Annotated in this window: 21 protein-coding genes; 15 read left to right on the forward strand and 6 right to left on the reverse strand. The window is 69.0% G+C overall.

Translation table 11 applies throughout. The annotated features are described in order from the left end of the window. The first annotated feature begins 33 nt into the window (after nt 1-33). Nucleotides 34-1,659, forward strand: a complete 1,626-nt coding sequence (gene mtrB / locus AB0I28_RS27410) for an MtrAB system histidine kinase MtrB (RefSeq protein ID WP_357498012.1) — start codon at nt 34-36, stop codon at nt 1,657-1,659. Then, the gene (locus tag AB0I28_RS27415) at nt 1,652-3,379 is read left to right on the forward strand and encodes an LpqB family beta-propeller domain-containing protein (RefSeq protein WP_357498014.1); all 1,728 of its coding nucleotides are present in this window, start codon (nt 1,652-1,654) and stop codon (nt 3,377-3,379) included. Before mtrB ends, AB0I28_RS27415 begins: the two co-directional genes overlap by 8 nt. Here AB0I28_RS27415 and AB0I28_RS27420 read toward each other — a convergent pair. Further along, nucleotides 3,370-3,735 carry an MmcQ/YjbR family DNA-binding protein gene (locus AB0I28_RS27420; RefSeq protein ID WP_357498016.1) on the reverse strand — a complete coding sequence of 122 codons (366 nt, stop codon included), beginning with the start codon at nt 3,733-3,735 and terminating at the stop codon, nt 3,370-3,372. The two genes, AB0I28_RS27415 and AB0I28_RS27420, sit on opposite strands and share 10 nt — an antisense overlap. Before the next feature lie 174 nt (nt 3,736-3,909). Here AB0I28_RS27420 and AB0I28_RS27425 point away from each other — a divergent pair, with 174 nt between their 5' ends. Both AB0I28_RS27425 and raiA read left to right on the forward strand, forming a co-directional pair. Beyond that, nucleotides 3,910-4,593 (forward strand): phosphoribosyltransferase family protein, encoded by a 684-nt coding sequence (locus tag AB0I28_RS27425; protein ID WP_357498017.1) that lies wholly within the window; start codon nt 3,910-3,912, stop codon nt 4,591-4,593. 295 nt (nt 4,594-4,888) lie between these two features. Continuing rightward, nucleotides 4,889-5,533, forward strand: coding sequence for a ribosome-associated translation inhibitor RaiA (raiA, locus tag AB0I28_RS27430; protein WP_357498019.1), 645 nt, complete (start codon nt 4,889-4,891; stop codon nt 5,531-5,533). 332 nt (nt 5,534-5,865) lie between these two features. Here the strand turns inward: raiA and AB0I28_RS27435 are convergent, their stop codons facing one another. Continuing rightward, on the reverse strand, nt 5,866-6,996 hold the full coding sequence (locus tag AB0I28_RS27435; protein WP_357498021.1) for a GNAT family N-acetyltransferase: 1,131 nt from the start codon (nt 6,994-6,996) through the stop codon (nt 5,866-5,868). Continuing rightward, nucleotides 6,993-8,129, reverse strand: a complete 1,137-nt coding sequence (locus AB0I28_RS27440; protein WP_357498023.1) for a GNAT family N-acetyltransferase — start codon at nt 8,127-8,129, stop codon at nt 6,993-6,995. Before AB0I28_RS27440 ends, AB0I28_RS27435 begins: the two co-directional genes overlap by 4 nt. A gap of 95 nt (nt 8,130-8,224) precedes the next feature. Here AB0I28_RS27440 and secA point away from each other — a divergent pair, with 95 nt between their 5' ends. Then, a complete protein-coding gene (gene secA, locus AB0I28_RS27445; protein WP_357498025.1) occupies nt 8,225-11,113 on the forward strand; it encodes a preprotein translocase subunit SecA in 2,889 nt (962 codons plus the stop codon). 283 nt (nt 11,114-11,396) lie between these two features. Here the strand turns inward: secA and AB0I28_RS27450 are convergent, their stop codons facing one another. Together AB0I28_RS27450 and AB0I28_RS27455 are read right to left on the reverse strand one after the other, a co-directional pair. Next, nucleotides 11,397-11,834, reverse strand: coding sequence for a GNAT family N-acetyltransferase (locus tag AB0I28_RS27450; protein ID WP_357498027.1), 438 nt, complete (start codon nt 11,832-11,834; stop codon nt 11,397-11,399). A gap of 157 nt (nt 11,835-11,991) precedes the next feature. Beyond that, complete coding sequence (locus AB0I28_RS27455) at nt 11,992-12,483, reverse strand: Rv3235 family protein (RefSeq protein WP_357498029.1); 492 nt, start codon at nt 12,481-12,483, stop codon at nt 11,992-11,994. A gap of 197 nt (nt 12,484-12,680) precedes the next feature. Between AB0I28_RS27455 and AB0I28_RS27460 the strand changes: the two genes are divergently transcribed. Further along, nucleotides 12,681-13,184 carry a hypothetical protein gene (locus AB0I28_RS27460; protein ID WP_357498031.1) on the forward strand — a complete coding sequence of 168 codons (504 nt, stop codon included), beginning with the start codon at nt 12,681-12,683 and terminating at the stop codon, nt 13,182-13,184. Here the strand turns inward: AB0I28_RS27460 and AB0I28_RS27465 are convergent. Beyond that, nucleotides 13,093-14,316 (reverse strand): hypothetical protein, encoded by a 1,224-nt coding sequence (locus AB0I28_RS27465; RefSeq protein ID WP_357498033.1) that lies wholly within the window; start codon nt 14,314-14,316, stop codon nt 13,093-13,095. The genes AB0I28_RS27460 and AB0I28_RS27465 overlap by 92 nt on opposite strands. Nucleotides 14,317-14,438: 122 nt before the next feature. Here AB0I28_RS27465 and pruA point away from each other — a divergent pair, with 122 nt between their 5' ends. From pruA to smpB, 9 genes are all read left to right on the forward strand, one after another. Beyond that, nucleotides 14,439-16,067 (forward strand): L-glutamate gamma-semialdehyde dehydrogenase, encoded by a 1,629-nt coding sequence (gene pruA, locus AB0I28_RS27470; RefSeq protein ID WP_357498035.1) that lies wholly within the window; start codon nt 14,439-14,441, stop codon nt 16,065-16,067. A 126-nt stretch (nt 16,068-16,193) separates the two neighbouring features. After that, a complete protein-coding gene (locus AB0I28_RS27475; RefSeq protein ID WP_357498036.1) occupies nt 16,194-16,991 on the forward strand; it encodes a tryptophan 2,3-dioxygenase family protein in 798 nt (265 codons plus the stop codon). A 136-nt stretch (nt 16,992-17,127) separates the two neighbouring features. Further along, nucleotides 17,128-18,465, forward strand: coding sequence for a protein kinase (locus tag AB0I28_RS27480; RefSeq protein ID WP_357498038.1), 1,338 nt, complete (start codon nt 17,128-17,130; stop codon nt 18,463-18,465). Nucleotides 18,466-18,604: 139 nt separating this feature from the next. Continuing rightward, nucleotides 18,605-19,108 (forward strand): PadR family transcriptional regulator, encoded by a 504-nt coding sequence (locus AB0I28_RS27485; RefSeq protein ID WP_357498040.1) that lies wholly within the window; start codon nt 18,605-18,607, stop codon nt 19,106-19,108. A gap of 47 nt (nt 19,109-19,155) precedes the next feature. Then, nucleotides 19,156-20,292, forward strand: coding sequence for a peptide chain release factor 2 (prfB, locus tag AB0I28_RS27490; protein ID WP_357498042.1), 1,137 nt, complete (start codon nt 19,156-19,158; stop codon nt 20,290-20,292). A 109-nt stretch (nt 20,293-20,401) separates the two neighbouring features. Beyond that, the gene (ftsE, locus tag AB0I28_RS27495) at nt 20,402-21,082 is read left to right on the forward strand and encodes a cell division ATP-binding protein FtsE (RefSeq protein WP_357498044.1); all 681 of its coding nucleotides are present in this window, start codon (nt 20,402-20,404) and stop codon (nt 21,080-21,082) included. Between the two features lie 27 nt (nt 21,083-21,109). Next, nucleotides 21,110-21,991, forward strand: a complete 882-nt coding sequence (gene ftsX / locus AB0I28_RS27500) for a permease-like cell division protein FtsX (protein ID WP_357498045.1) — start codon at nt 21,110-21,112, stop codon at nt 21,989-21,991. Nucleotides 21,992-22,109: 118 nt separating this feature from the next. Then, nucleotides 22,110-23,375, forward strand: coding sequence for a M23 family metallopeptidase (locus tag AB0I28_RS27505; protein ID WP_357498047.1), 1,266 nt, complete (start codon nt 22,110-22,112; stop codon nt 23,373-23,375). 57 nt (nt 23,376-23,432) lie between these two features. After that, nucleotides 23,433-23,912, forward strand: a complete 480-nt coding sequence (smpB, locus tag AB0I28_RS27510) for an SsrA-binding protein SmpB (protein WP_357498049.1) — start codon at nt 23,433-23,435, stop codon at nt 23,910-23,912. Nucleotides 23,913-23,935 lie beyond the last annotated feature (23 nt).

Below are 23,935 nucleotides of genomic sequence, written 5' to 3' on the forward strand. Positions count from 1 at the left end.
CTCCTGCGGCGTACCTACCGGGCGTCGCTGCGGATGGCGCGGCCCCTGATCCGGACCTGGCGCGGCTCGCTCCAGCTGCGCGTCGTCGCGGTCACCCTGGTCGCCTCGACGCTCATGGTCGGCGCCTTCGGCCTGATCGCGGCCAAGTCCATCTCCGACGGACTGGTCGACCAGCGGGTCGAGAGCTCGGTGGACGTGCTGGAGAGCGGCCGCGAGCAGGCCGTCAAGGAGCTCTCGGCGCTCGCCGGATCCCAGGACACCTGGCTGCCGAGAGTCGCCACGGAACTCGTCAAGACCCTCGCCTCCCAGCCCGGCAGCGGCAACAGTCCCTACGAGGTCCTGCTCGTTCCCGGCCCCACGATGGTCGACCTCGACGCCGCCTACCACGACGGCTTCGGGCACCCCGCCGTCGCGACGTCCATGAGCGTCCCCGACGACCTTCGCGCGCTCGTCTCCGACGGCCGCGCCGGCAAGAAGTTCGTCGAGACCACCATCGACGACAAACCGACCCGGCCCTACGTCGTCTTCGGCACGCCGCTGCGCATCGCCAACTGGGGCTCCTTCCAGCTCTACTACTTCTTCCCCCTCGACGACGAGGCCGAGTCGAGCGCCATCGTCGGCCGGACCCTCTTCATCGGCGGCACCGCCCTCGTCCTCCTCCTCGCCGTCCTCGCCGCGCTGGTGACGCGCCTGGTGGTGACGCCCGTCAGGGTGGCGGCCAGGACCGCCCAGCGCCTGTCGGCCGGTCTCCTGCACGAACGGATGACCGTGAAGGGCGCCGACGACCTGGCCAGACTGGCCGGCTCGTTCAACCTCATGGCCGAAAACCTCCAGCAGCAGATCGTCCGTCTTGAGGAGATGTCGCGCCTCCAGCGCCGCTTCACCTCCGACGTCTCCCACGAGCTGCGCACCCCGCTGACCACCGTCCGGATGGCCGCCGACCTGCTGCACTTCTCCCGCGAGGACTTCCCGCCGGAGGCCGCGCGCAGCGCCGAACTCCTCCAGGACGAACTCAACCGCTTCGAGGACCTGCTCGGCGAGCTGCTGGAGATCAGCCGCTTCGACGCCGGCTTCGCCCAGCTCGACGCCGACGCCGTCGACCTCAACCCGATCGTGCGCTCCGTCGTCGCGTCCTTCGACTCCCTCGCCGAGCGCTGCGCGGTCGAGGTGCGGGTCAAGATCCCCCAGGCGCCGACGATCGCCGAAGTCGACGGGCGGCGCGTCCAGCGCGTCCTGCGCAACCTCGTCGGCAACGCCGTCGAACACGCCGAGGGCAACCCCGTCGACGTCGAGCTCGCCGCCTCGGACACCGCGGTGGCGGTGACCGTCCGCGACAGGGGCGTCGGCCTCAAACCCGGCGAGGAGAAGCTGGTCTTCAACCGCTTCTGGCGCGCCGACCCCTCGCGCGCCCGCCAGACCGGCGGGACGGGCCTCGGCCTGTCCATCAGCGTGGAGGACGCCAAGCTGCACGGCGGCTGGCTTGAGGCGGCGGGCGAACCCGGCGCAGGCTCGGTCTTCCGGCTGACGCTGCCCATGCGCAGCGGCGACCGGCTCCTGTCCTCGCCGCTGGCGCTGACCGTCGGTGGACCCGGTGACGATGCCGGGGACAACGACGAACACGAACCCCAGGAAGCGGCCGGAGGTGTGCACAGTGGATAAACGCGGTGGAACCGGCCTGTTGACGCTGCTGCTGACGGCGGCTCTGGCGCTCTCCGGCTGCGGTGTGCCCTCCGACGGCCCGGCCGAGGAGATCGACGTCGAGCAGAACGACGGGACCGGCGCGGGCGCGAATTCCGGCGAGGTGCTCAGCCCGCACACCGACGCCGAGCTGTCGCTCGACAACTACCTGTCCGTCGCGGCGGGCAACCCCAGCACGAGAGGGGAACGGCTCAACCAGTTCTACGAGAACCCGCCCTCGGAGCCCCTCGACCCCGCCCAGATCGTCAATGTCGTCGACGTCCATGACATGCACCCCTTGCGCACCTCCGATCAGGAGGAGGCGAGGTTTCGGGTCAGCGGCGAGATCGTCGGCCTCTACGACCAGTGGGGCCAGCTGTCGCCGCCCGAGGGCAAACGCGACTTCAGCTATGACATGAAACTGGCGCGCAGCCAGCCCGACGGGAAGTGGCGCCTGGTCGACCCTCCCTCGAAGATCCTGCTGCGGGCGGGCACCTTCAACGCCGAGTACCAGGTCGCACCCCTGTACTTCCAGCGCCGGGACTCGACCTCGCTGGTGCCCGACGTGCGCTACATCTACGCCGACGCCACCAGGGACCGCAAACGGGTCGACCTGGTGACCTGGCTGCTGGACGGCCCCTCGGAGTGGCTCGCCTCGGCGGTGACGACGGCCTTCCCGAGCGCCACCAAGCTCAACCAGCCGCCCTTCCTCGACAAGAACAATCTGATCGTGGACCTGGGCAGCGACGCCGTCACCGGCGACGAGAACCGCATGGCCGCGCAACTGGCGTGGACCTTGTGGGGGGTCGGCAACGAGTACGTGCTCGACCTGCGGCTCAACGGCCAGCCGGTGCTGCAGAACGCCTTCAGCGCCTTCCGGGACCTCAACCCAACGGCCGCCTACTCCTCCGACAGCGCCCCTCAGGTGCACTACCTGACCAAGGGCAGGGTCGACGACTCCGCCGACGCCTTGTACAGCGACGTCAAGAACGCCAAGTACGTGGCCACGAGCATCCAGAAGGACCACGTCGTCTCCGTCGGCGACGACGGGAAGGTGACCGTGCACGTCAAGACGATGAAGAAGGCCGAAGAGGTCGTGACCTCATCGAAGGTCAAAGGCATGCCCGGCGGGGCCGTGGGGCGCCCGACCTGGATCGGCGAGGAGACGCTGCTGGTCCCGGTCGGCGGGGAGCTGCTCGCGGTCAACGTCGGCGAGGACGGCGTCTGGCGCGTCCAGGAGGGCAGTCTGGCCTCGGGAGTCGGCCGTGTCTCGGCGGCGCTCGACGGCGGGCGGCTGGCGATGACCGTCGGTGGCCGCGCCTATGTCGTGCCGGTCCTGCCGCAAGGTGACGGGACCGTCGCGCTCGGCGACCGCAGGGTCGTCGACCGCGGCAACGACGAGGTCATCGACGTGGGATGGAGCGAGGAGCACCGGCTCGTCCTGCTCGGCGCCGCCCCCGAGAGGTTCCTCGTGCGCGCCACCATCGACAACGTCGACATCTTCAAGTACGAGGACGAGGGGCCGAGTTTCCCGCCCGACAGCCTCGCGGTCTCCTGCGACAGCCCCGCCGACATCCGGGCGGTGTCCACCGAGGTCGTCGTGACGGTCGGCGGCATGCTCTACCAGACCGAGTCGCAGGGCCTGCGCCCGATGGACGTCGACGGCGCCGAGGTCTTCGGCTCGGCCCCGTTCTACGCGTAGCCGCCGTCGTCGGCGTCGTAGCCGGCCATCAACTCCTTCGGCGCCTGGTTGCGCCAGGCGTGCACGACGAGTTCGGCGAAGCGGTCGGCGGGCGCCTTGGCGAGGTCGACGCGCAGGCCGACGAAGACGCGGTCGGTCTCCTCCACCCGCCAGACCTCCTCGTAGACGTCGGGGTCCTCGGCCACGGCGATCGCGGCCTCTTCGCGGCCGACGGCCACCACGGCGTGCGTCTCGCCCTGCTCGGGGCCGACGAACGGGCGGCCGTGGACCTTGAAACTCGGCCGCCGGAAGTGGACGCCCTCCTCGACTTCGGGAAGGGCGGTGGCGAACCTGCGTATGTCGTCGAGTCCGATCACCTTCGAACTCCTCGCGAACGGCGGTGGATCTCCTGCGCACCATACCGTCTGGAGGATGCGCGCGACGGCGGTCGCTGACAGGGTCATCCGCAAGTTATCCACAAGTGGGTCGTTGTCCACAGGCCCGTTCGGTCAGGGCTGGGCACGGCCGGCGACGCGGGCGAAGGTTGACGCATGCCGCTCATCGATTCGGGCCCCCTGCGGGCCGTCACCGAACTGGTCCTTCCGCTGTCCTGCGCCGGATGCGGGGGAAGCCTTCGCCATCCGCGCCCGGGAATGTGCGGGTCCTGCCTCCTCACTCTCGAACTCAAGGACCCCGGCCCCTCCCCGCCGGACCCGCCCCCGCCAGGGATGCCCCTTTGCTTCGCCGGCGGTCCATATGCCGGGACACTGCGGGAGGCGATCCTGGCCTACAAGGAACGCGGCAGGCACGACCTGCGGCGGCCTCTCGCCGACCTTCTGGCGCGCACGGTCATCGCGCTGCCCGGCACCGGATCCCCGGTGCTCGTCCCCGTCCCCAGCACCCGAGCGGCCCGCCGCCGGCGCGGGTGCGACCACATCGGGCCGCTCGCCGAAGCGGCCGCCCGGCTCGCCGGCGGGACCGTCGTCCCCTGCCTGCGCGCCAGACGCCGGCCGGACTCGGTCGGCCGGGACCGCCGGGCCCGCCTGAGCTCGGCCGAGGGTGCCTTCACGCCACGCTTCGGGAGATGGCCGCGCGAGGGCACGGCGGTCGTGATCGTCGACGACGTCATGACCTCCGGGGCCACCCTCAGCGCGGTCGCCGGCGTCCTGCGGGACATGGGCCTGCGACCGGCCGGAGCCGCGGTGCTCGCCGCCGCCGGACGCCACGCGAAATAGGCCGATCGACCTGAGCATCCCGCCCCTACCCATGTTTCAACAGGCTTAACCTGTGGGTACGTCGCTTGAACCTTCAGGTGATTCACAGGCGTTCGACCGGTGACATCCCAGTGATCAGCGGTTAGTGTCTAAGCATCGCGAGAAGGTAACGCGACGGTATCGAGATGGTGGAGAGGAGGTGCGTGTTGCATTCACCGGCCGCCCATCTTCCCGGCGGTCGGGCCGAAGAAAATCCCGGTTAACCCCTTGGTTAACCCAACGTCAGATCACATGATGATCGCGTGGGAGGTCAGGCGTGGAGATCGTTGTCAAAGGCCGTAACGTCGAGGTCCCCGAGCACTACCGCCAGCTCGTCGAAGAGAAACTGGCGAAGGTCGAGAAGTTCGACCACAAGGTGATCCGGATCGAAGTGGAGCTCCTCCACGAACCGAATCGCCGGCAGTCGGAACGCTGCCAGCGGGTCGAGCTGACCTGCCTGTCGAGGGGGCCGGTGATTCGCGCCGAAGCATGCGCCAAGGACTTCTATGCCGCGCTCGACGCGGCAGTGGAGAAGCTCAACAACCGACTTCGCAAGTCCGCCGACCGGCGGCGCGTCCATCGCGGACGCCGCACTCCCGTTTCGGTCGCCGCCGCGACCGCCGATCTGCCCGTGGCCGTCGGTGCTCCCGCCAACGGCGCGAGCCGGCCCGTCGCGAGCCTTCCGGCGGCAGACCTGGAAGCGACCGATCCCTACGCCGACCTCGTCGACGAGGATCTCCCCGGCCGCATCGTCCGCGAGAAGGACCACGCGGCCGAGGCGATGACCGTCGACGACGCGCTGTTCCACATGGAACTGGTCGGTCACGACTTCTATCTGTTCCACGACAAGGAGTCCGGCAAGCCCAGCGTGGTCTACCGGCGCAAGGGCTACGACTACGGGCTGATCAGGCTCGACACCTAGGACCCATTCCGCTCGCCCGCGGACGACCGCGAGGCGACGGCGACCGGTGGGTGACCTGCGAGACCAGATGGTCTCCACAACCCCGGCGCCGGCCCGCGAGGGACACCGACTCCCCGCGAGCGCGAACATCCCGGCCGCATCCGCCGGCGGACAGACAGCCGCCGAGCGCCGACGGCCCGGCTCACATCGACGAACAGGCGCGCCCGGTACCCGGACCCCGCGGCAGCAGTCGCCACACGTGCAGGTGGGCATCACGGGCACGTGGGAACACCAAGTCGACGAGGGCGGCTTCCGCGATCGCGGAAGCCGCCCTCGTCGGTGCGCACGTGGCATTACTCGCCGGTGAGTTCCCCTGGAAGCAGCGACCACATGATGTTGTCGGTCCGCTCCCCGTCGGGGCCGCCGAAGTAGGAGCGCTGGACGCCCTCACGCGTGAACCCGAGACGGGCGACGACGGCCTGGGAGGCCTCGTTCCAGGTGGCGGTGCCGGCCTCCAGGCGCCGCACCCCCACCTGCTCGAAGGCCCACTTCGCGACGAGGCGAACCGAACGGCTCGCGAAGCCCTTGCCCCGGCCGCCCGGATTGAGGTGGATGCCGAGCATCGCGACGCTCGCCTGCCCGCCGCGCGCGTACAGGTCGATCTCGCCGGCGTAGGCGTCGGTGGCCGCGTCGCGGATCGACATGCGCGCGGCCTCACCGGCCAGCCACTGCGCATAGGCGGTGGAGACGTACTTGGCGGTGTCGGCGAAGACCGGCTGAACCGGGCGGGCCGAACTCCGGACCACCTCGGGAAGGCTGCGCGCGGCGAAGGAGTCCTCGGCGTCGGCCGCTTCGAGCGGCCGCACCGTCACCACACCGTCGGTCAGCCGCCCGTCCGGCAGATCGGGGAGCAGGCGCGGCACGCGACCCGGCTCGTCGCAGGACAGTCGCACGAACATGGCGTTGTCGAAGAACCCCCCGTCGGCGGTCCGGTTCTGGCCGCGCAGGGTCGCCTCGCGACGGAACCCCGAGGCCAGCGCCACCTTCTGGCTGCCGACGTTGGCCAGGTCGGCGATCAGCGTCATCCGGTGGATCCCGTTGGCGAAGGTCCAGTCGGTGACCGCGGTGACCGCCTCGGTGGCGAGTCCCTGACCGCGCGCCCACGGCGCCACCCAGTAACCGACCTCGGCGACCCCTCGGGGATGCATGACCATCGGCAGACCGATCGAACCCAGCAGTTTGCCGGTGTCCTTGTCGGCGATCGCCCACTGCGCGCGGCCCTCGCCGTGCGCCTTCGACGCCTGCTCGGTGATCCAGTGAACGGCGACGTCGACCGTGTAGGGGTCGGGAAGCATCGGCAGGAAACGGCGGGTCGACGGATCCGAACAGGCCGCCGCGACGTCCTCGGCGTCCGAGAGGGCCATCGGCCGCAGGCGCAGCCGCTCGGTGACGATGTCCTCCAGCGGGAACACGCCTTCGCTCACTTCTGCTCCTCAAGGTGATCCGTTCTCAGCCGCGACGCCAGCCAGCAGTCCCGCGGTTCGCCGCGATGCGACTGCTCGGCCCGCAGCACGCCCTCGACGGTGAAGCCCGCCTTCTCGGCCACCCGCCGCGAGGCATCGTTGCCGACGTAGGCCTTCCACGTGATGCGCTCGCAGCCCAGCACGTCGAAGCCGTAGGCGGTCAGCGCCTTCAGCGCCGCGGTCATGTAGCCCTTCCCGCGCGCCCAGGCCGCCGTCGCGTAACCCACCTCCGCGACCCGCAGGTTCTCGCCCAGGCGCAGATCGATGGTGCCGCAGTACGCGTCGTCGCCGTCGGCGAGCACCCACACGGCGTTGACGCCCTCGACCCAGCCGCGCCGCACGATGTCGAGGAAACCCTCGGCGTGCTCACGGAAGTAGGGCTGCGGGATCGTCGTCCACCGGATCGCCTCGGCGTCCTGGCAGGCCTCGACGATCCCGTCGAGGTCCCGCTCGGCCATGGGCCGAAGGGTCAGCTCCGGCAGGGAGGTCGAAAGGACCGGCTGCTCCTCCATGAAGGCCAGCGCCCGCGCCCGCATCACCGGATAACCCGGCGGAGGGCTGTCGCGAAGCTCCCCGGGCAGCAGCTCCCCGGTCCACAGGTCCACGCGCTCGCCGCGCTGGTCGAGGGCCGAGCGGCTCTTGCCGGTCATGGTGAAACCGAGCTTGAGGGCCAGCAGGCGGGAGAAGTGGTTGCCGATGATGGCGTCCCATGAAACCCTGCGGGCGTCCGCCGCGTCGAAAGCCCAGCCGATCGCGACGCGGCAGGCGCGTTCGGTGACGCCCCGCCCGCGGGCCGCCGCAGTGGTCCAGTAGACGATTTCGAGGGTTTCATGCCGTTGTACGAGGAAACCGACCATACCGAGCAGTTCGTCGCTCTGTGTGTCGACAACGAACCAGCGGTAAACTCCGTCGTTCCTCCACTGCTTGCGGACCGTCTGGAGGTAGTCGTCCCATTTGATCTCGCCGAAGTTCGCCGGGACGAGCGTCCAGCGGAAGATGTCCCGATCGGCCATCGCCGCCGCGAGAGCCGGAAAGTCGGCGTCCTTCGCCGGCCGCAGGGTGATGTCGTCGGCGATCAGTGTGACCGGTTCCATCGCGCAAGCATGCCGGGCACTCGCACTCCCCGCCAGTCAATTGCCCCGCGTACGATTGCCAAGCAGGACGTCCTATAGGAGCGGTGAAAGAACTCGTGTCGATTTTTGAGAAGCTGCTGCGTGCCGGCGAGGGCCGGATGCTCAAGCGCCTTTCCGCCATTGCCGATGCCGTCAACTCGATCGAGGACGACTACGTCGATCTGAGCGACGAGGAGTTGCGCGCGCTCACCGACGAGTTCCGGGAGCGCCTCGAAGACGGAGAGACCCTCGACGACCTGCTGCCGGAGGCCTTCGCCACGGTTCGCGAGGCGGCCAAGCGGGTCCTCGGCAAGCGCCACTACGACGTGCAGATCATGGGTGGCGCGGCCCTTCACTTCGGCAACATCGCCGAGATGAAGACCGGTGAGGGAAAGACGCTGGTGTCGACCCTGCCCGCCTATCTCAACGCCCTCGCGGGCAAAGGCGTGCACGTCATCACGGTCAACGACTACCTCGCCCAGCGCGACGCCGAGTGGATGGGCCAGGTGCACCGCTTCCTGGGCCTGTCGGTCGGCGTGGTGCTGCCCAACCAGCCGTCGGCGAAGCACCGCGAGGCCTATGCCTGCGACATCACCTACGGTACGAACAACGAGTTCGGCTTCGACTACCTGCGCGACAACATGGCGCACTCGAAGGAAGGCCTCGTCCAGCGCGGCCACTACTTCGCGATCGTCGACGAGGTCGACTCCATCCTGATCGACGAGGCCCGTACGCCGCTGATCATCTCGGGACCGGCGGAGCACTCCTCGCGCTGGTACACCGAGTTCGCCCGGATCATCGGGCGGATGAAGCGCGACGAGGACTACGAGGTCGACGAGGGCAAGCGCACCATCGCCATCAGCGAGTCCGGTGTCGCCAAGGTCGAAGACCGCCTCGGTGTCGAGAACCTCTACGAGTCGGGCAACACGCCCCTGGTCGGGTATCTCAACAACGCGATCAAGGCCAAGGAGCTGTTCAAGAAGGACAAGGACTACATCGTCCGCGACGGCGAGGTCCTGATCGTCGACGAGTTCACCGGCCGCATCCTGGCCGGGCGCCGCTACAACGAGGGCATGCACCAGGCCATCGAGGCCAAAGAGGGCGTGCAGATCAAGCAGGAGAACCAGACCCTGGCGACGGTCACCCTGCAGAACTACTTCCGTCTCTACGACAAGCTGTCGGGCATGACGGGTACGGCCACCACGGAGGCCGGCGAGTTCAACAAGGTCTACAACGTGGGTGTCGTGGAGATCCCCACGCACCGGTCGATGGTCCGCGACGACCGCTCCGACGTCATCTACAAGACGGAGTCGGCGAAGTTCGACGCCGTCGTCGAGGACATCGCCGAGCGGCACGAGCTGGGCCAGCCGGTGCTGGTCGGCACGGTGAGCGTCGAGAACAGCGAGCTGCTGTCGTCGATGCTGACCAAGCGCGGCATCGCCCACGCGGTCCTGAACGCGAAGTACCACGCACGTGAGGCCGAGATCGTCGCGCAGGCCGGCCGCAAGGGCGGCGTCACGGTCGCGACGAACATGGCCGGTCGCGGTACCGACATCCTCCTCGGCGGCAACCCCGAGTTCCTCGCGGCGGCCGAGCTGCGCCAGCGCGGCGTGTCCGAGGAGGACGAGGAGAAGTACGCCAAGGAGTGGGAGTCGGCCCTCGAGAAGTGGACCGAGGAGTGCGACATGGAGGGTGAGGAGGTCGTCGAGATCGGCGGTCTCTACGTCCTGGGCACCGAGCGCCACGAGTCGCGGCGTATCGACAACCAGCTCCGAGGCCGCGCCGGACGTCAGGGCGACCCCGGTGAGTCGCGCTTCTACCTGTCCCTTGAGGACGACCTGATGCGCCGCATCAACGCCGCCGCGGTACAGGCGGTCATGAACCGGCTGAACATCCCCGACGACGTGCCGATCGAGTCGAAGATGGTCACGCGCCTGATCCGCAACGCGCAGACGCAGATCGAGCAGCAGAACGCCGAGCAGCGCAAGAACGTCCTCAAGTACGACGAGGTCATGAACAAGCAGCGAACCGTCATCTACGACGAGCGTCGCCTCGTGCTGAACGGTGAGGACGTCAACGACCAGGTCACCAACATGATCGACGACGTCGTCACCGCCTACGTCCGGGGCGCCACGTCCGACGGCTACGCCGAGGACTGGGACATGGAGGAGCTGGGCAAGGCTCTCAAGCTGCTCTACCCGGTGGGCATCGACTTCGACAAGTTCGACGAGGAGGACGGGCGCGACAACCTCGACGCCGACGGCCTCCTCGAAGAGGTCCTCGAAGACGCGCACGCCGCCTACGCCAAGCGCGAGGAGACCATCGGCGACGAGGTCATGCGCGACCTTGAGCGCCGGGTCCTGCTCCAGGTCATCGACCGCAAGTGGCGCGAGCACCTCTACGAGATGGACTACCTCAAAGAGGGCATCAACCTGCGCGCCTACGCGCAGCGCGACCCGGTGGTCGAGTACCAGCGGGAAGGGTTCGACCTCTTCAGCGCCATGCTCGACGGCATCAAGGAAGAGACCGCCCGCTTCCTGTTCAACATCGAGGTGAAGGTCGAGGAGGCCGACGAGGACGCCGACGAGGCGACCGCCGCGAAGGTCGGCGCCGGGCCGCAGGTCGGGTTGAAGGCCAGCGACATCGCCGCTGCGGCCAAGCGCAAGCCCTCCCCCCGCGTGCAGGTCAAGGGACTCACCGAGCCCCGCAAGCCCGAGCGGCTCCAGTACTCGTCGCCGACCATCGACGGCGAGGCCGGTTCCGGTGCCGTGCAGGTCGAGTCGGAGACGCCCGAGGCCCTCGGCGGCGGCCGCAAGAAGGGGCCGTCGTCGAACACCGCCGTCGGAGGCAAGCAGGCCTCCGCCGGGCAGAAGGTCGGCTCCGGACCCTCGCGCAACGGGCCGTGCCCGTGCGGGTCGGGGAAGAAGTACAAGCGCTGCCACGGCGCCCCCGGTGGGGGAGAGTAGCGACGGCGGAGCCGTGGCTGCGGTAGCCGTGCTGCGGTGGTCGCGGCTGCGATAGTCGTGGTGGTAGCGGTGCTTGCGCCCGGCGGTCGCCGGGCGTAGGCGAGGAGTTTGGGAACGAGGAAGCGCCCCGGTCGGTGACCGGGGCGCTTTCGCTTGGGTGGGGGAGCTGCCGGGCCGAGGCCGTGCTGCGGCGCCCATGCGTGCTGTGTCGCCGTGCCATCCGCCCCCACCCCGGCCCGCCCTCGCCTAAGCGCCCCGCCCAGCAGCCCCGCCGAAGCCCTCGCTACAACCCGACGCGATACAGGATGAACCCCGCGTTCTCCGCCACCTGGTCGTACAGGCGCCGTGCGGTCGCGTTCGACTCGTGCGTCGACCAGTACACGCGGTCGCACTCGCGCGCCCGCGCCCACTCCACGACCTCGGCGATCAGGGCTCGCGCCACGCCTTTTCCGCGTGCTTCGGGCGTGGTGAACAGGTCCTGCAGGTAGCACACGTCGGCCGAGGTGGTGCTCGGGTGGACGAGGAAGTGGGTGATGCCGACGAGGCGGCCTTCGATCCTGGCGCCGAGGGCGTGCATGCGGGTGTCCTCTCGAAACTCGGCCCAGGCGCGGTCGAAGAGTTCGGCGGGGACGTGGGGGCGGCCGTAGAAGGCGTTGTAGCCGGCGAACAGCTCCTGCCAGGCGGGGCGGTCTTCGGGGGTGAGCTTGCCGATGGCGATCATGCGGGCATGGTGCCACGGCGCCCACCCGCCCACGGCGACCCACCACTCCCGCGATCCCCGGCCACGGCGCCCCGCCACGGCCCCCCGGACACGGCGACGGCCCCGCCCGAGGACGGGGCCGTCGTCTCGACCCGCCCGCAGGCGGAGCCGCCGTGCCCTAGACGAGCTGGAAGCGGGTGCACCACCACTGCCCGCCGCGCAACTCCTGCGCGGCGGCCAGGGCCCGGTCGCGGCGTGCGCCGCGCAGGACCGCGACGAGTTCGACGCGCTCGGCGGTGCGCATCCGCACCGACGACAGGCGCGCCGAGCCGGGGCGGTCCCCGTCGGCGGCCAGCAGCGTGCGGACCTGGGTGAACTCCTGGTAGGCGGACTCGCTCATGAGCTGGCGCAAGACTTCGGGGCCGCAGCGGGCGCCCAGCACCGCCGTCGACACCTCGACGAAGCGGTGGGCGGCCTTCCACACCGACTGCTGGACCTTCGGGGGCCCGTGGCCGGGGCTGCGCCCCAGTGCCTTGGGAATCGGTGGGGCGTCGGAGGCGGGGTAGGCGGCCACGGCGGCGTCGTAGCTGTTCTCGGTCGCGAACGCGCCGTACAGCCCGATGACCCGGGGGCCCTCAAGGGGCCAGTCGGCGGCTGAGACAACGGTCAAGGTGTGCCTCCACTTTTGTTGTTGTGATTGTTTCGGCGTTTTGGTAAGAACGCCAGCCCTCTCACACGAAAGACGCGAAAGTTACTCGTTAGTAGTACTCTAAGTGCACACTCGACCACGTTCCAAGCACAAAACGCCCGCGTGTCACCTCCTCACCCACTGACACGAACGAACGCCCCGGAAGGTTCAATGATCGGGTGACCCGTATCTATCTCCCCGCCACCGAGGCCGACCTCGCCGCACTCCGCGACACCGGCTCGCTCCCCGTCAGCGGCGCCTACGCCGTCACCGACGAGCTGCGGACCGAACTCGCCGAGAACGGCGGGACCGCCGACGAGGAGCTGTGCGAGTACGTCGCCTTCACCTCGGCCGCCTACGGGTCGCTGGTGCGGATCGCCGCGCGCCCCGAATCCGCGCACCGGCGCGTCGTGGTCGCCGCCGACCTCCCCGACGCCGCACTTCGCCCCGGCGGCCCCGGCCTGTTCGAGGTGGACGCCCCCGTCCCGCTCAAGGCCGTCGCGGCCGTGCACGTCGACAGCGACGAGCCCGAGGTGACGCGGCTCGTCGATGAGGCTGTCGCGGAACTGAGCGGCGGGGGAGTCGCCGAGGCTACGGCCGATTCTTTGGACGGGCACGATCTGGAGTGGTACGCCCCTTCTGAGCTGAGCGACCTCGTCGATTCGCTGCGCCCGCCGGCTTGACGCCCTCGGCCGGCCCGGAAGCCTCGTCGGCGTCCGGCACGGCCTTCTCCGCCTCGGCGGGGGCGCTCGGCGTCTCCCTTTTCACTGACTTACCCGTCGCCGGCTTCTTCGCGGCGGCGCCCGTGCCGGCGCGAGCCGCGCCATTCGTCTTGCGCGGAGCCGGAACGGCCTTCGACGAGCCGCCCTTGCCCTTCGCGACGAGCATCTCGTCCTTCGGCGCCAGCAGCCCCACCGCCAGCAGCGAGGTCATCGCACCGGCGAACAGCACGGCGAGGGCCCCGTTGAACTGCGCCTCGCTGGCCAGCCCGATGCTCGTCTCGTCGAGCACGCTCAGCTCACCGGCGAAGGACAGCAGCTGGTTGCCGACGATCCACATCAGCATCTCGGCCATCAGTGCCATGAGACCCGGCAGCGCCCCGGCGAAGACGTGCCCGAGCAGGGTCAGCCTCGCCTTGCGGCGGCGCAGGTAGAAGTGCACGACGAGGCCCACGATGAAACCGGCGAGCAGCGAGGTGCTCAGCCCGTACCAGCCGTAGGCGTTGAACTGGTCGCGCGCGGTCGTACCGGCGTTGAGCAGGTCGAGGATCCCGTCCTGCACCGAGCGGTAGCCCCGGATGAACCACACCGCCAGCAGCGCGACCCCGCCGAGCAGGCCCGCGGCGACCATGATCTGCGGCCGCGCGGCCGAGATCAGCCCGCCGACGATCGCGGTGATCCCGATGACACCGCCCACCAGCGAGGCGACGCCGGGCTTGTCGGCGAAGGTCCAGAACACCAGCCCGCCGGCCAGCACGCCGACGAGGAACCCGCCCCCCGCGCCGAGCACGTACCGCGGCTGCCGGGCCGCCCACGACTTCGGCCGCGAGGCGAGCCACCACAGCAGGATGGTCCCGCACACCGCGCCGGCGAAGGTGCTGCCGACGATGATCCCGGACAGGTAGATGACGAGCTGGACGACGCCCTGAGGGTCGTCCACCACCACCAGCCGCAGGAGTTTGCGCAGGCCGTCGAGTTGGAGGCCGACCCACAGGGCCGCCACGATCGCGAGCGCGCTGAGCGTCGCACCGCCGGGCGGAGGGGGCGCGACAGGCTTCGGCGGGGACTTCACGGACCGTTCTTTCGTGCTAGCCACGCACGTCAGGGTACGGGGACTCACAGTCTCGCCTCGCCCCGCACCGAGAACCGAGGCGCCGTGGCAGCATGAGATCTGCCAGAGATCCCCGACAACGCCGTCGAACCGCGAGGAGAACAGTGATGGACGCCCTGTTTGAGGTGCCGACTCCGCGTAACGAGCCGGTAGGCACGTACGCGCCGGGCAGTGCCGAGGCCGCGAGCCTCCAGGCCAAGCTCGCCGAACTGGCCGCCGTCAAGCACGAGCTGACGATCACCGTCGACGGCGAGCAGCGCGCCGCGGGCGGTGACCCGATCGAGGTCGTGCAGCCCCACAACCACCAGCACGTCCTCGGCATCACCCACAACGCGACCGACGCCGACGTCGCCGCCGCCGTGGCCGCCGCGAAGAAGGCCGCCCCCGCGTGGCGCGCCCTGTCGTACGCCGACCGGGCCGCGATCTTTCTGCGGGCGGCCGACCTCATCGCCGGCCCTTGGCGCGACACCCTCAACGGCGCGACGATGCTCGGCCAGTCGAAGACGGTCCAGCAGGCCGAGATCGACTCCGCCTGTGAGCTGATCGACTTCCTGCGCTTCAACGTGGCCTTCGGTGAGCAGATCATCGCCGACCAGCCGCAGTCCTCGCCCGGCGTGTGGAACCGCTTCGACCACCGCCCGCTCGAGGGCTTCATCGTGGCGATCACGCCCTTCAACTTCACCGCCATCGCCGGCAACCTGCCCAGCGCCCCGGCGCTGATGGGCAACACGGTCGTGTGGAAGCCCTCGCCGACCCAGCAGCTCGCCGCCCACTACGTGATGCGCGTGTTCGAGGCCGCCGGTCTGCCCCCGGGCGTCATCAACATGGTCACCGGCGACGGCCAGGCCGTCTCCCGCGTCGCGATGGTCGACCCCGACCTGGCCGGCGTGCACTTCACCGGCTCGACGCCGACCTTCCAGCACCTGTGGCGCACGATCGGCGAGAACATCGCCGGCTACCGCACCTACCCGCGCCTGGTCGGCGAGACCGGCGGCAAGGACTTCGTCGTCGCGCACAGCAGCGCCGACGTCGACGCCCTGGTCACCGCGCTGGTCCGCGGCGCCTTCGAGTACCAGGGCCAGAAGTGCTCGGCGGCCTCGCGCGCCTACATCCCGCGCTCGCTGTGGAAGGCGGGCGTGCGCGAGCGGCTCGCCGACATCGCCGGTTCACTGACCTACGGCGACGTCACCGACTTCTCGAACTTCGGTGGTGCCGTCATCGACCGCCGCGCCTTCGACAAGCACACCGCGGTCTTCGACCGGATCCGCGACGACGCGTCGTGCACGGTCCTGGCCGGCGCGACTGCCGACGACAGTGTCGGCTTCTTCGTGCGGCCGACCGTCGTGGAGTCGACCGATCCCGAGCACGAGCTGTTCAACACCGAGTACTTCGGGCCGATCCTGGGCGTGCACGTCTTCGACGACGGCGACTTCGACTCGGTCGTCGCGCAGGCCGCCGACGCCGCCCCCTACGCACTCACCGGCGCCGTCTTCGCCGACGACCGCGCGGTCGTGGCGCGGGCGAGCGAGGCGCTGCGCTTCTCGGCGGGCAACTTCTACATCAACGACAAGCCGACCGGCGCCGTCGTCGGCCAGCAGCCCTTCGGCGGCGCGCGCGCCTCGGGCACCAACGACAAGGCGGGTTCCTGGCAGAACCTGATCCGCTGGGTCTCCCCGCGGACCATGAAGGAGACCTTCGTGCCGCCGACCGACCACCGCTACCCGCACCAGGGGTAGAAGCCCCGCGAGACCCCGGGCGGGCGCGGCTCATCGAGAGATGGGCGGCGCCCGCCTTCGCGTGCCCGTGATCATGGGTCACTCGTCCCCGCGACGGTCGTCATCCTCACGAGCTACCGTGAGCACGTGACCGATACACCCACCACCCCCCGTTTCGGCGAGCAGGGCGGCGTCCTCACCTACGGCAGCTACCTGCGCATCCCGCAACTGCTGGACCAGCAGCACCCCGCCTCCGATCCCGAGGCGCACGACGAACTGCTGTTCATCACCATCCACCAGGTGTACGAGCTGTGGTTCAAGCTGCTGCTCCACGAGCTCGACGACGCCCGCGACCGCATGATGGAGGGCGACGCCTACGTGCCGCGCGTGCGGCTGACACGCTGCCACTCGATCATGCGGGTCCTCGTCGGGCAGGTCGACGTCATCGACACCATGACCCCGCAGGACTTCCTCCAGTTCCGCAACCGGCTGGCGCCGGCCTCGGGATTCCAGTCGGTGCAGTTCCGCGAGGTGGAGTTCATCTCGGGGATGAAGGACCCGGGCTACCTCAAGCGCTTCCGCGGGCTGACCGAGGACGAGCAGGCGCGGCTGACGGCGAGGCTGGAGCAGCCGTCGCTGTGGGACGGGTTCCTGGCGGCGCTGCGGCACGCGGGGTTCAAGACCGACACCGAGGAGCGCCGCGTCGAGGCATACAAGGCCATCGCCGCCGACCGCGGCAACTACGGGCAGCTGTGGGACCTCGCCGAGGCCCTGGTCGACCACGACCAGCTCCTCTCGCTCTGGCGCGCGCGGCACGTGCTGATGGCCGAGCGGCAGATCGGGACCAAGCCCGGGACCGGCGGGAGCGCCGGCGGCGCCTACCTGCGGTCGCGGGTGGAGTTGCGCTGCTATCCGGAGCTGTGGGAGCTGCGCAGCGTGCTGTGAGCGGCGGGGCGGGACCCGTGCTCGCCCCGACTCCCTCATTCGTGCCACGCTCCCCGGGTGGGCGGGCGTTCGGCGGTCTCCCGCCATACCGTGGACCGGTCGGTGGGACACCACCGTCGAAGACCGGGGAGACACCATGAGCGAGCGGCTGGCCGACAGGTACGTACTCGAGACCGAACTCGCGCGCGGCGCCGCCGGAACCGTCTACCGCGCGACCGACACCGCCACCGGTGAGAAGGTCGCCGTCAAGGTGCTCCGCCATGACGCCGCGGCCGAGCCGGGCGTCGTGTCCGCCTTCCTCGACGAGGCCGAGGTGCTCGCCGAGATCGACCACCCCGGTATCGTCCGGCCTCGCGACTTCGTGTCCACCGACGAGGTCATGGCCCTGGTCATGGACCTCGTGGAGGGCGTCGACCTGCGCCGCCAGATCCGCGAGCAGGGCCCCCTGCGCCCCGCACAGGCGGCGACGGTCGTCAGCCAGCTCTCGGCGGCCCTCGGCGCGATCCACGCCGTGGGCATCGTGCACGGCGACATCAAGCCCGGCAACGTCCTGGTCCCGTCCGCCGGCGGTTCGGTGCGGCTGGCCGACTTCGGCGTCGCCCACCGCATCCGGCAGGAGTACGGCCCCACGCACGGGACGCCCGAGTACGTCGCGCCCGAGATCATCGACGGCGCGGGCAGCTCCGGCAAGTCCGACGTGTACGGCGTCGGCCTGATCCTCTATGAGGCCCTCTCCGGCCGCAGTCCCTATCGGGGCGGCCCGGTCGACGAGGTTCTCAAACGCCATCGCGAGTGCGCGCCGGCGCCTTTCCCGAACTGTCCGCCACAGCTGTGGTCGCTCATCATCGCGTGCACGCAGCTGAATCCGCAGCTGCGTCCCGACGCCGCCGAACTGCCTTCCCGGATCCAGCTCGCGATGCCCTCGCTGACGCATCTCCCACCACTCCCACTGATGCCCGCGGGTATGCACACGTATCAATCCCGACAGGCGGGCATGAACCGTCCAGAGGGGACGGTGCCACCCATCGAGATGCACCTTCCGGAGGCTCCGCCGACGATCGTGACGCAGATCGCACCGGCCGATTCCGGGGTCGTGGAGGGGACGACCCCGGAGCGCCGGAATCGGCGGGTCCTCATTGGAGCCGGAGTGGGGGCCGTGGTGGCCCTGGCGACTCTTGGTGCGTATGTCCTTTTCGGAGGGAGCCCTGCGGAGGAGACCGACAAAACCGGGCAGCCACCGGCCGCCGTCACCTCTGAAAATCCGGAGATTCCTTCTCCCACAACGGATCCCGCCGATCCCGAGGACGAGTCGACGGACGAGTCGAACCCCTCGCAGGATCCGACACTGGGGCCGGAAACGGACTCTACAGAGGACGACACGCCGACGGATCCGGGTGATGGCAATGACAATGGTGAAATTCCACAAGTCCCGGGCCAAGACCAACTTGGGTCACCGTTGCCGCAGTTCCCCTGATTTCCGTTGCAGGGCGGCAAAACGCCTGTCACTCGACAGTGGACCGAGCGTCACCGCAGTTCAGCGTACGAGTGAGACGGTGCACATTGGATGACCCAAATGCCAACCTCCGAAGTGGCCCTATGGCATTCTTGATCACATGGCGAAAAAGAATGTGAATGCCACTGCGGCAGCGTTGCTCGGACTACTGCACGACGGGCCGATGACCGGTGGCCAACTCATCGCGGAAGCCAACCGTCGTCTCGGTCCGTTCTGGAGCATGACGCGCAGTCAGGTTTACCGCGAACTCCCGGCCCTGGCCGAGGAAGGCTACGTGAAGGTCGGCAAGCCCGGCCCGCGGGCCAGTGTTCCCTACAAGATTACCGCTACCGGCAAGAAGGCGTTCACTCGTTGGCTGAGTGAGGACACCGGATTCGAGCAGCTTCGCAACCCCGTCGCCCTGCGTACGGCGTTCGCCGATCACCTGTCTCCGGGCGAGGTCAAGTCCATGTACGAGTCGGCCAACGAGTACCACAAGGCCGCCCTCAACGAGGTGCGCGCCGAGGCGAAGGAGCGCGGCGACGACCCGCACGCCGCCGCCGCGCTGGAGTTCGCCGTCGGGTACCACAAGGCCGCCCTCGCGTGGCTCAAGTCGGTCTCCTGAGCCACGCCTGAGGATCATGGTTTGCGGTGGGCGTAGGGTTGACGGTTGTGACCAGCCATGATCTGACTGCCGAACTCCGTGATCTGGACTCGACACTGCAGACGGTCGAGTCGGTGCTCGACCTCGACGCCCTGGCCAAGGAGAAGACCGAGCTGGAGGCCACCGCGGCCGAGCCGGGCCTGTGGGACACCCCCGACAAGGCCCAGAAGGTCACATCGAGGCTCTCCTATGTACAGGGCGAGATCAACCGCGTCAACGGGCTGCGGCACCGGCTCGAGGACGCCGAGGTACTGCTGGAACTGGCCTCCGACGAGAGCGACGAGGGAACCCTCTCGGAAGCTCGCCAGGAGATCGCGGTTCTGCGCAAGCTCGTCGACGAGTTGGAGGTTCGCACCCTCCTTTCCGGCCAGTACGACGAGCGGGAAGCACTGGTCACCGTCCGGTCCGGCGCCGGTGGTGCCGACGCCAGCGACTTCGCCGAGCAGCTGATGCGCATGTACCTGCGCTGGGCGGAACGGCACAAATACCCCACCGAGGTCTACGACGTGTCTTACGCGGAGGAGGCGGGCATCAAGTCCGCCACCTTCGCGATCAAAGCGCCCTATACCTACGGGACGCTCTCGGTCGAGCAGGGGACGCACCGGATGGTGCGCATCTCGAAGTACGACAACCAGGGTCGCCGCCAGACCGCCTTCGCGGCCGTCGAGGTGGTGCCCGTCGTCGAGCAGACCGACCAGATCGAGGTCCCCGACGACGAGATCCGCGTGGACGTCTACCGCGCCTCGGGTCCCGGCGGGCAGGGCGTCAACACCACCGACTCGGCCGTGCGGATCACGCACCTGCCGACCGGCCTGGTGGCCTCCTGCCAGAACGAGCGCAGCCAGCTCCAGAACAAGGCCAGCGCCATGAACGTCCTGATGGCCAAGCTCCTCCAGCGCAAGCGCGCCGAGGAGGCCGCCGAGATCAACGAGCTTCGCGGCGACGTGACCGCGTCGTGGGGCGACCAGATGCGCACCTACGTCCAGCACCCGTACCAGATGGTGAAGGATCTGCGGACCGGCTGGGAGACCAATCAGCCCGACTCGGTCCTCGACGGCGATATCGACGGCCTCATCGAGGCCGGGGTCCGCTGGCGCAAGCAGCGGGAATCGGCCGAAGCGGCAGCCTCTGGAGCCAACGACTGAGGACCCTTCGGCTGAACGGTCGAGTCGTTCTAGGAAGTAGAGCCAGGTTCGCGGCAATCACCAAGGGGTGTGGTGTCGCTCGCAGGTGGCGCGCGTAGACTCTCGACCCGTGATTCGCCTTGAGCACGTGACCAAGAAGTACGCGCGGGCCAGTAGGCCGTCGATCGAGGACATCAACGTCTCGATCGACAAGGGTGAGTTCGTCTTCTTCATCGGCCCGACGGGTGCCGGCAAGTCGACGATCATCAAGCTGCTGCTCCGTGAGGAGACGCCCGACAAGGGCAAGATCTGGGTCAACGACAAGGAGGTCGTCGGCATGCGCTCCTGGCGGGTGCCCGCCTTCCGTCGCTCGCTCGGCTGCGTCTTCCAGGATTTCCGGCTGCTGCCGACCCGCACCGCCGCCGAGAACGTGGCGTTCGCGCTCGAGGTCATCGGCAAGTCCAAGGCCGTCGCCCGTCGCGTCGTGCCCGAGGTGCTCGAACTGGTCGGCCTCGGCGGAAAAGAGCACCGTTACCCCCATGAGCTGTCCGGTGGTGAGCAGCAGCGCGTGGCGATCGCGCGCGCGTTCGTCAACCGGCCCCTGGTGCTACTCGCCGACGAGCCGACTGGAAACCTCGACCCCGACACATCCGTGGAGATCATGCGGCTGCTCGACCGGATCAACCGGACGGGCACCACGATCGTCATGGTCACCCACGACTCGAACATCGTGAACCAGATGCGCCGCCGCGTCATCGAGATGGAGGGCGGCCACGTCGTCCGTGACCAGTCCCGCGGCGTCTACGGCTGACGGTCGAGGCAGGAGAATAGAGAAGCGATGCGCGCGAAATACGTCCTGTCCGAGGTACTGGTCGGTCTGTGGCGCAATGTCACGATGACCATCGCCATGATCGTCACCATGGCGGTCTCGCTGGCCATGCTCGGAGCCAGCCTCCTGCTCTACTTCCAGGTCAGCGACATGGAGGAGTACTACTACACCAAGCTCGAAGTCTCGATCTTCTTCGACAAGGACGCCGCGCAGCCGGCGATCGACGCCATCCGCGTCGAGATCGAGAACGACCCGCTCATCGCGGGCTTCGAGTTCGAGACCCAGGAGAAGGCCTACGAGCGCTTCCGGGAGATGTTCAAGGAGGCGCCCGACCTGGTCAACGCCGCGCAGCCCGAGTCGCTGCCCGCGTCGTTCCGCGTCAAGCCGGTCGATCCCGACAACTCCCAGGTCCTGATCGAGAAGTACAAGGGCAAGGAGGGCGTGGCCAACGTCGTCGACCAGCGCAAGGTGCTGGAGAAGATCTTCGAGATCTTCGGCGGCATGCAGAAGCTCGCCCTGGTCATCGCGATCGTGCAGGGCCTGGCGGCACTGCTCCTGGTGGCCAACACGATCCAGGTCGCGGCCTTCTCGAAACGCAGGGAGGTGGCGATCATGAAACTGGTCGGCGCCTCGAACTGGTTCGTGCAGGCGCCCTTCGTCCTGGAGGCGGTCTTCGCCGGCGTCATCGGCGCGATCATGGCCTACCTGACGCTCATCGGGGTGAAGATCTTCATCATCGACGGGACGTTCAAGAGCCTGTTCCAGAGCACGGTGCTGACACCGATCCCATGGTCGAACGTGCACCTGATGTTCCCGATCCTGGCCGGCATCGCCGGCGTGGTCTCCGCCGTCACCGGCTGGATCACCCTGAGGTTCCAGATCAAGGTCTAGAACCCACGCGCTCAGCGGACACGAGTAACGGTGGCCCACTCTTCGGAGTGGGCCACCGTCTCATGTATATAAGGGATAAATCCACATCAGACCGACGAACACGAGTAAGTTATGGCACATGCGTCACCGTTGGTTTACCGGAGCCACCGCCACCGTCGCCATCGGACTGTTGATGCTGACCGCGGGGTCGGCCAACGCAGACCCGGCCGACGACAAGGCGCGTGTCGACCGTGAGCTCGCCAAGGCCGAAGCCGCTCTCGAAGGCGCCACCGAACGCGCTCAGGAGGCCGTTGCCGCCCTCGCGGACGTGAAGGGCAGACTGCCAGGGGCCAAGGACGCCCTCGCCGAGGCTGAGGGGATTCTGGCCGCCTCCCGCATCGCGGCGCGCGCCGCGGCCGAGGAGGCCGAGGCCGCCCAGCTCGTCTTCGAGACGGCGAGCGACCGGATGGACGCCGCCGACCTCGCCGTCGAGGACGCCAAGGAGACCGTCGGCGCCAGCGTCTCGGCCGCCTACCAGGGCCTGGGGGCCGTCGCGTTCACCAGCGTCCTCAACGCCAGGAGCCCCGGCGAGGTCGTCGACCGGCTCTCGTACATGGACAAGCTCGCCGAGAACCAGGACGAGGCCCTCGACGGCGTGCTGAGGGCCGGGATGGCCGCCAAGGAGCGCGAGAACGAGACCCTGGTCGCCAAGCGGGAGGCCGACGAGGCCAAGCAGGATGCCGACGAGGCCCTCGCCGGCGCCGAGACCCGCGCCGCCGAGGCGCAGGCCTACCAGGAGGCCCTCGCCGAGCTCTACCGCATCCGCGACGAGGCCGCCGGCATCGCCGAGGAGGAACGCGACGAGAGCCTCGCGCGCTACGACCGCCTGGAGAAGGAGAGCGAGCGCATCGGGCGCATGCTCAAGGCCGCCGCGGCGGCCAACGACAACGGCCCCTCGTCGAACGACGACGGCGGCGGCGATGACGACCCTCCGCCCTCATCGAACGGCGGGCGGCTGTCGATGCCGGTGAACGGCTGGAAGTCCTCCGACTTCGGCATGCGCTACGACCCGTACTACAACGTGTGGCAGCTGCACGCCGGCATGGACCTCGCCGCGGGCGGGGGCGCGGCGATCCGCGCGGCGGCCGGCGGGCGCGTCGTGCAGGCGGGCTGGAACGGCGGCTACGGCAACTACACCTGCATCTACCACGGCAAGGGCATCTCGACCTGCTACGCGCACCAGTCGTCGATCGGCGTGTGGGTCGGGCAGCACGTCAAGCGCGGCGAGCACATCGGCGCGGTCGGCACGACCGGCGCCTCCACCGGCAACCACCTGCACTTCGAGGTGCGGGTCAACGGCGGTCCGGTCAACCCGCAGGGCTGGCTGCCCGGCTGCCTGTGCTGAAACCGCTCGGCGCGTTATCCGATCGCCGGTGAACGCGGGCTTCGATAGGATGGCCGGATGCCAAGGGAGAAGGGCCACAAGGTCATCGCGTCGAACAAGAAGGCGCGCCACGACTACACCATCCTCGACACCTACGAGGCCGGGCTGGTGCTCACCGGCACCGAGGTGAAGTCGCTGCGCGCCGGTCGCGCCTCCCTCACCGACGCCTTCGGCGACATCCGCAACGGCGAGCTCTTCCTGCACGGTGCGCACATCCCCGAATACGTTGCGGGCACGTGGAACAACCACACGCCACGCCGGGCGCGCAAGCTGCTCCTGCACCGCGGTGAGCTGGACAAGCTGATCGGAAAGGTGCACGAGAGCGGGCTTACACTCGTCCCCCTGTCGCTGTACTTTAAGGACGGCTGGGCGAAGGTCGAGATCGGCCTCGCCAAGGGAAAGAAGAGCTACGACAAGCGGCAGGACATCGCCAAGCGCGACGCCGACCGCGAGATCGCCCGGGCCATGGGCCGGCGCTCCAAGGGCATGTCCGACTAGACGACCCTCCGGCGCCGCCGTGG

Source organism: Phytomonospora sp. NPDC050363 (assembly GCF_040655735.1).
Lineage (GTDB): Bacteria > Actinomycetota > Actinomycetes > Mycobacteriales > Micromonosporaceae > Phytomonospora.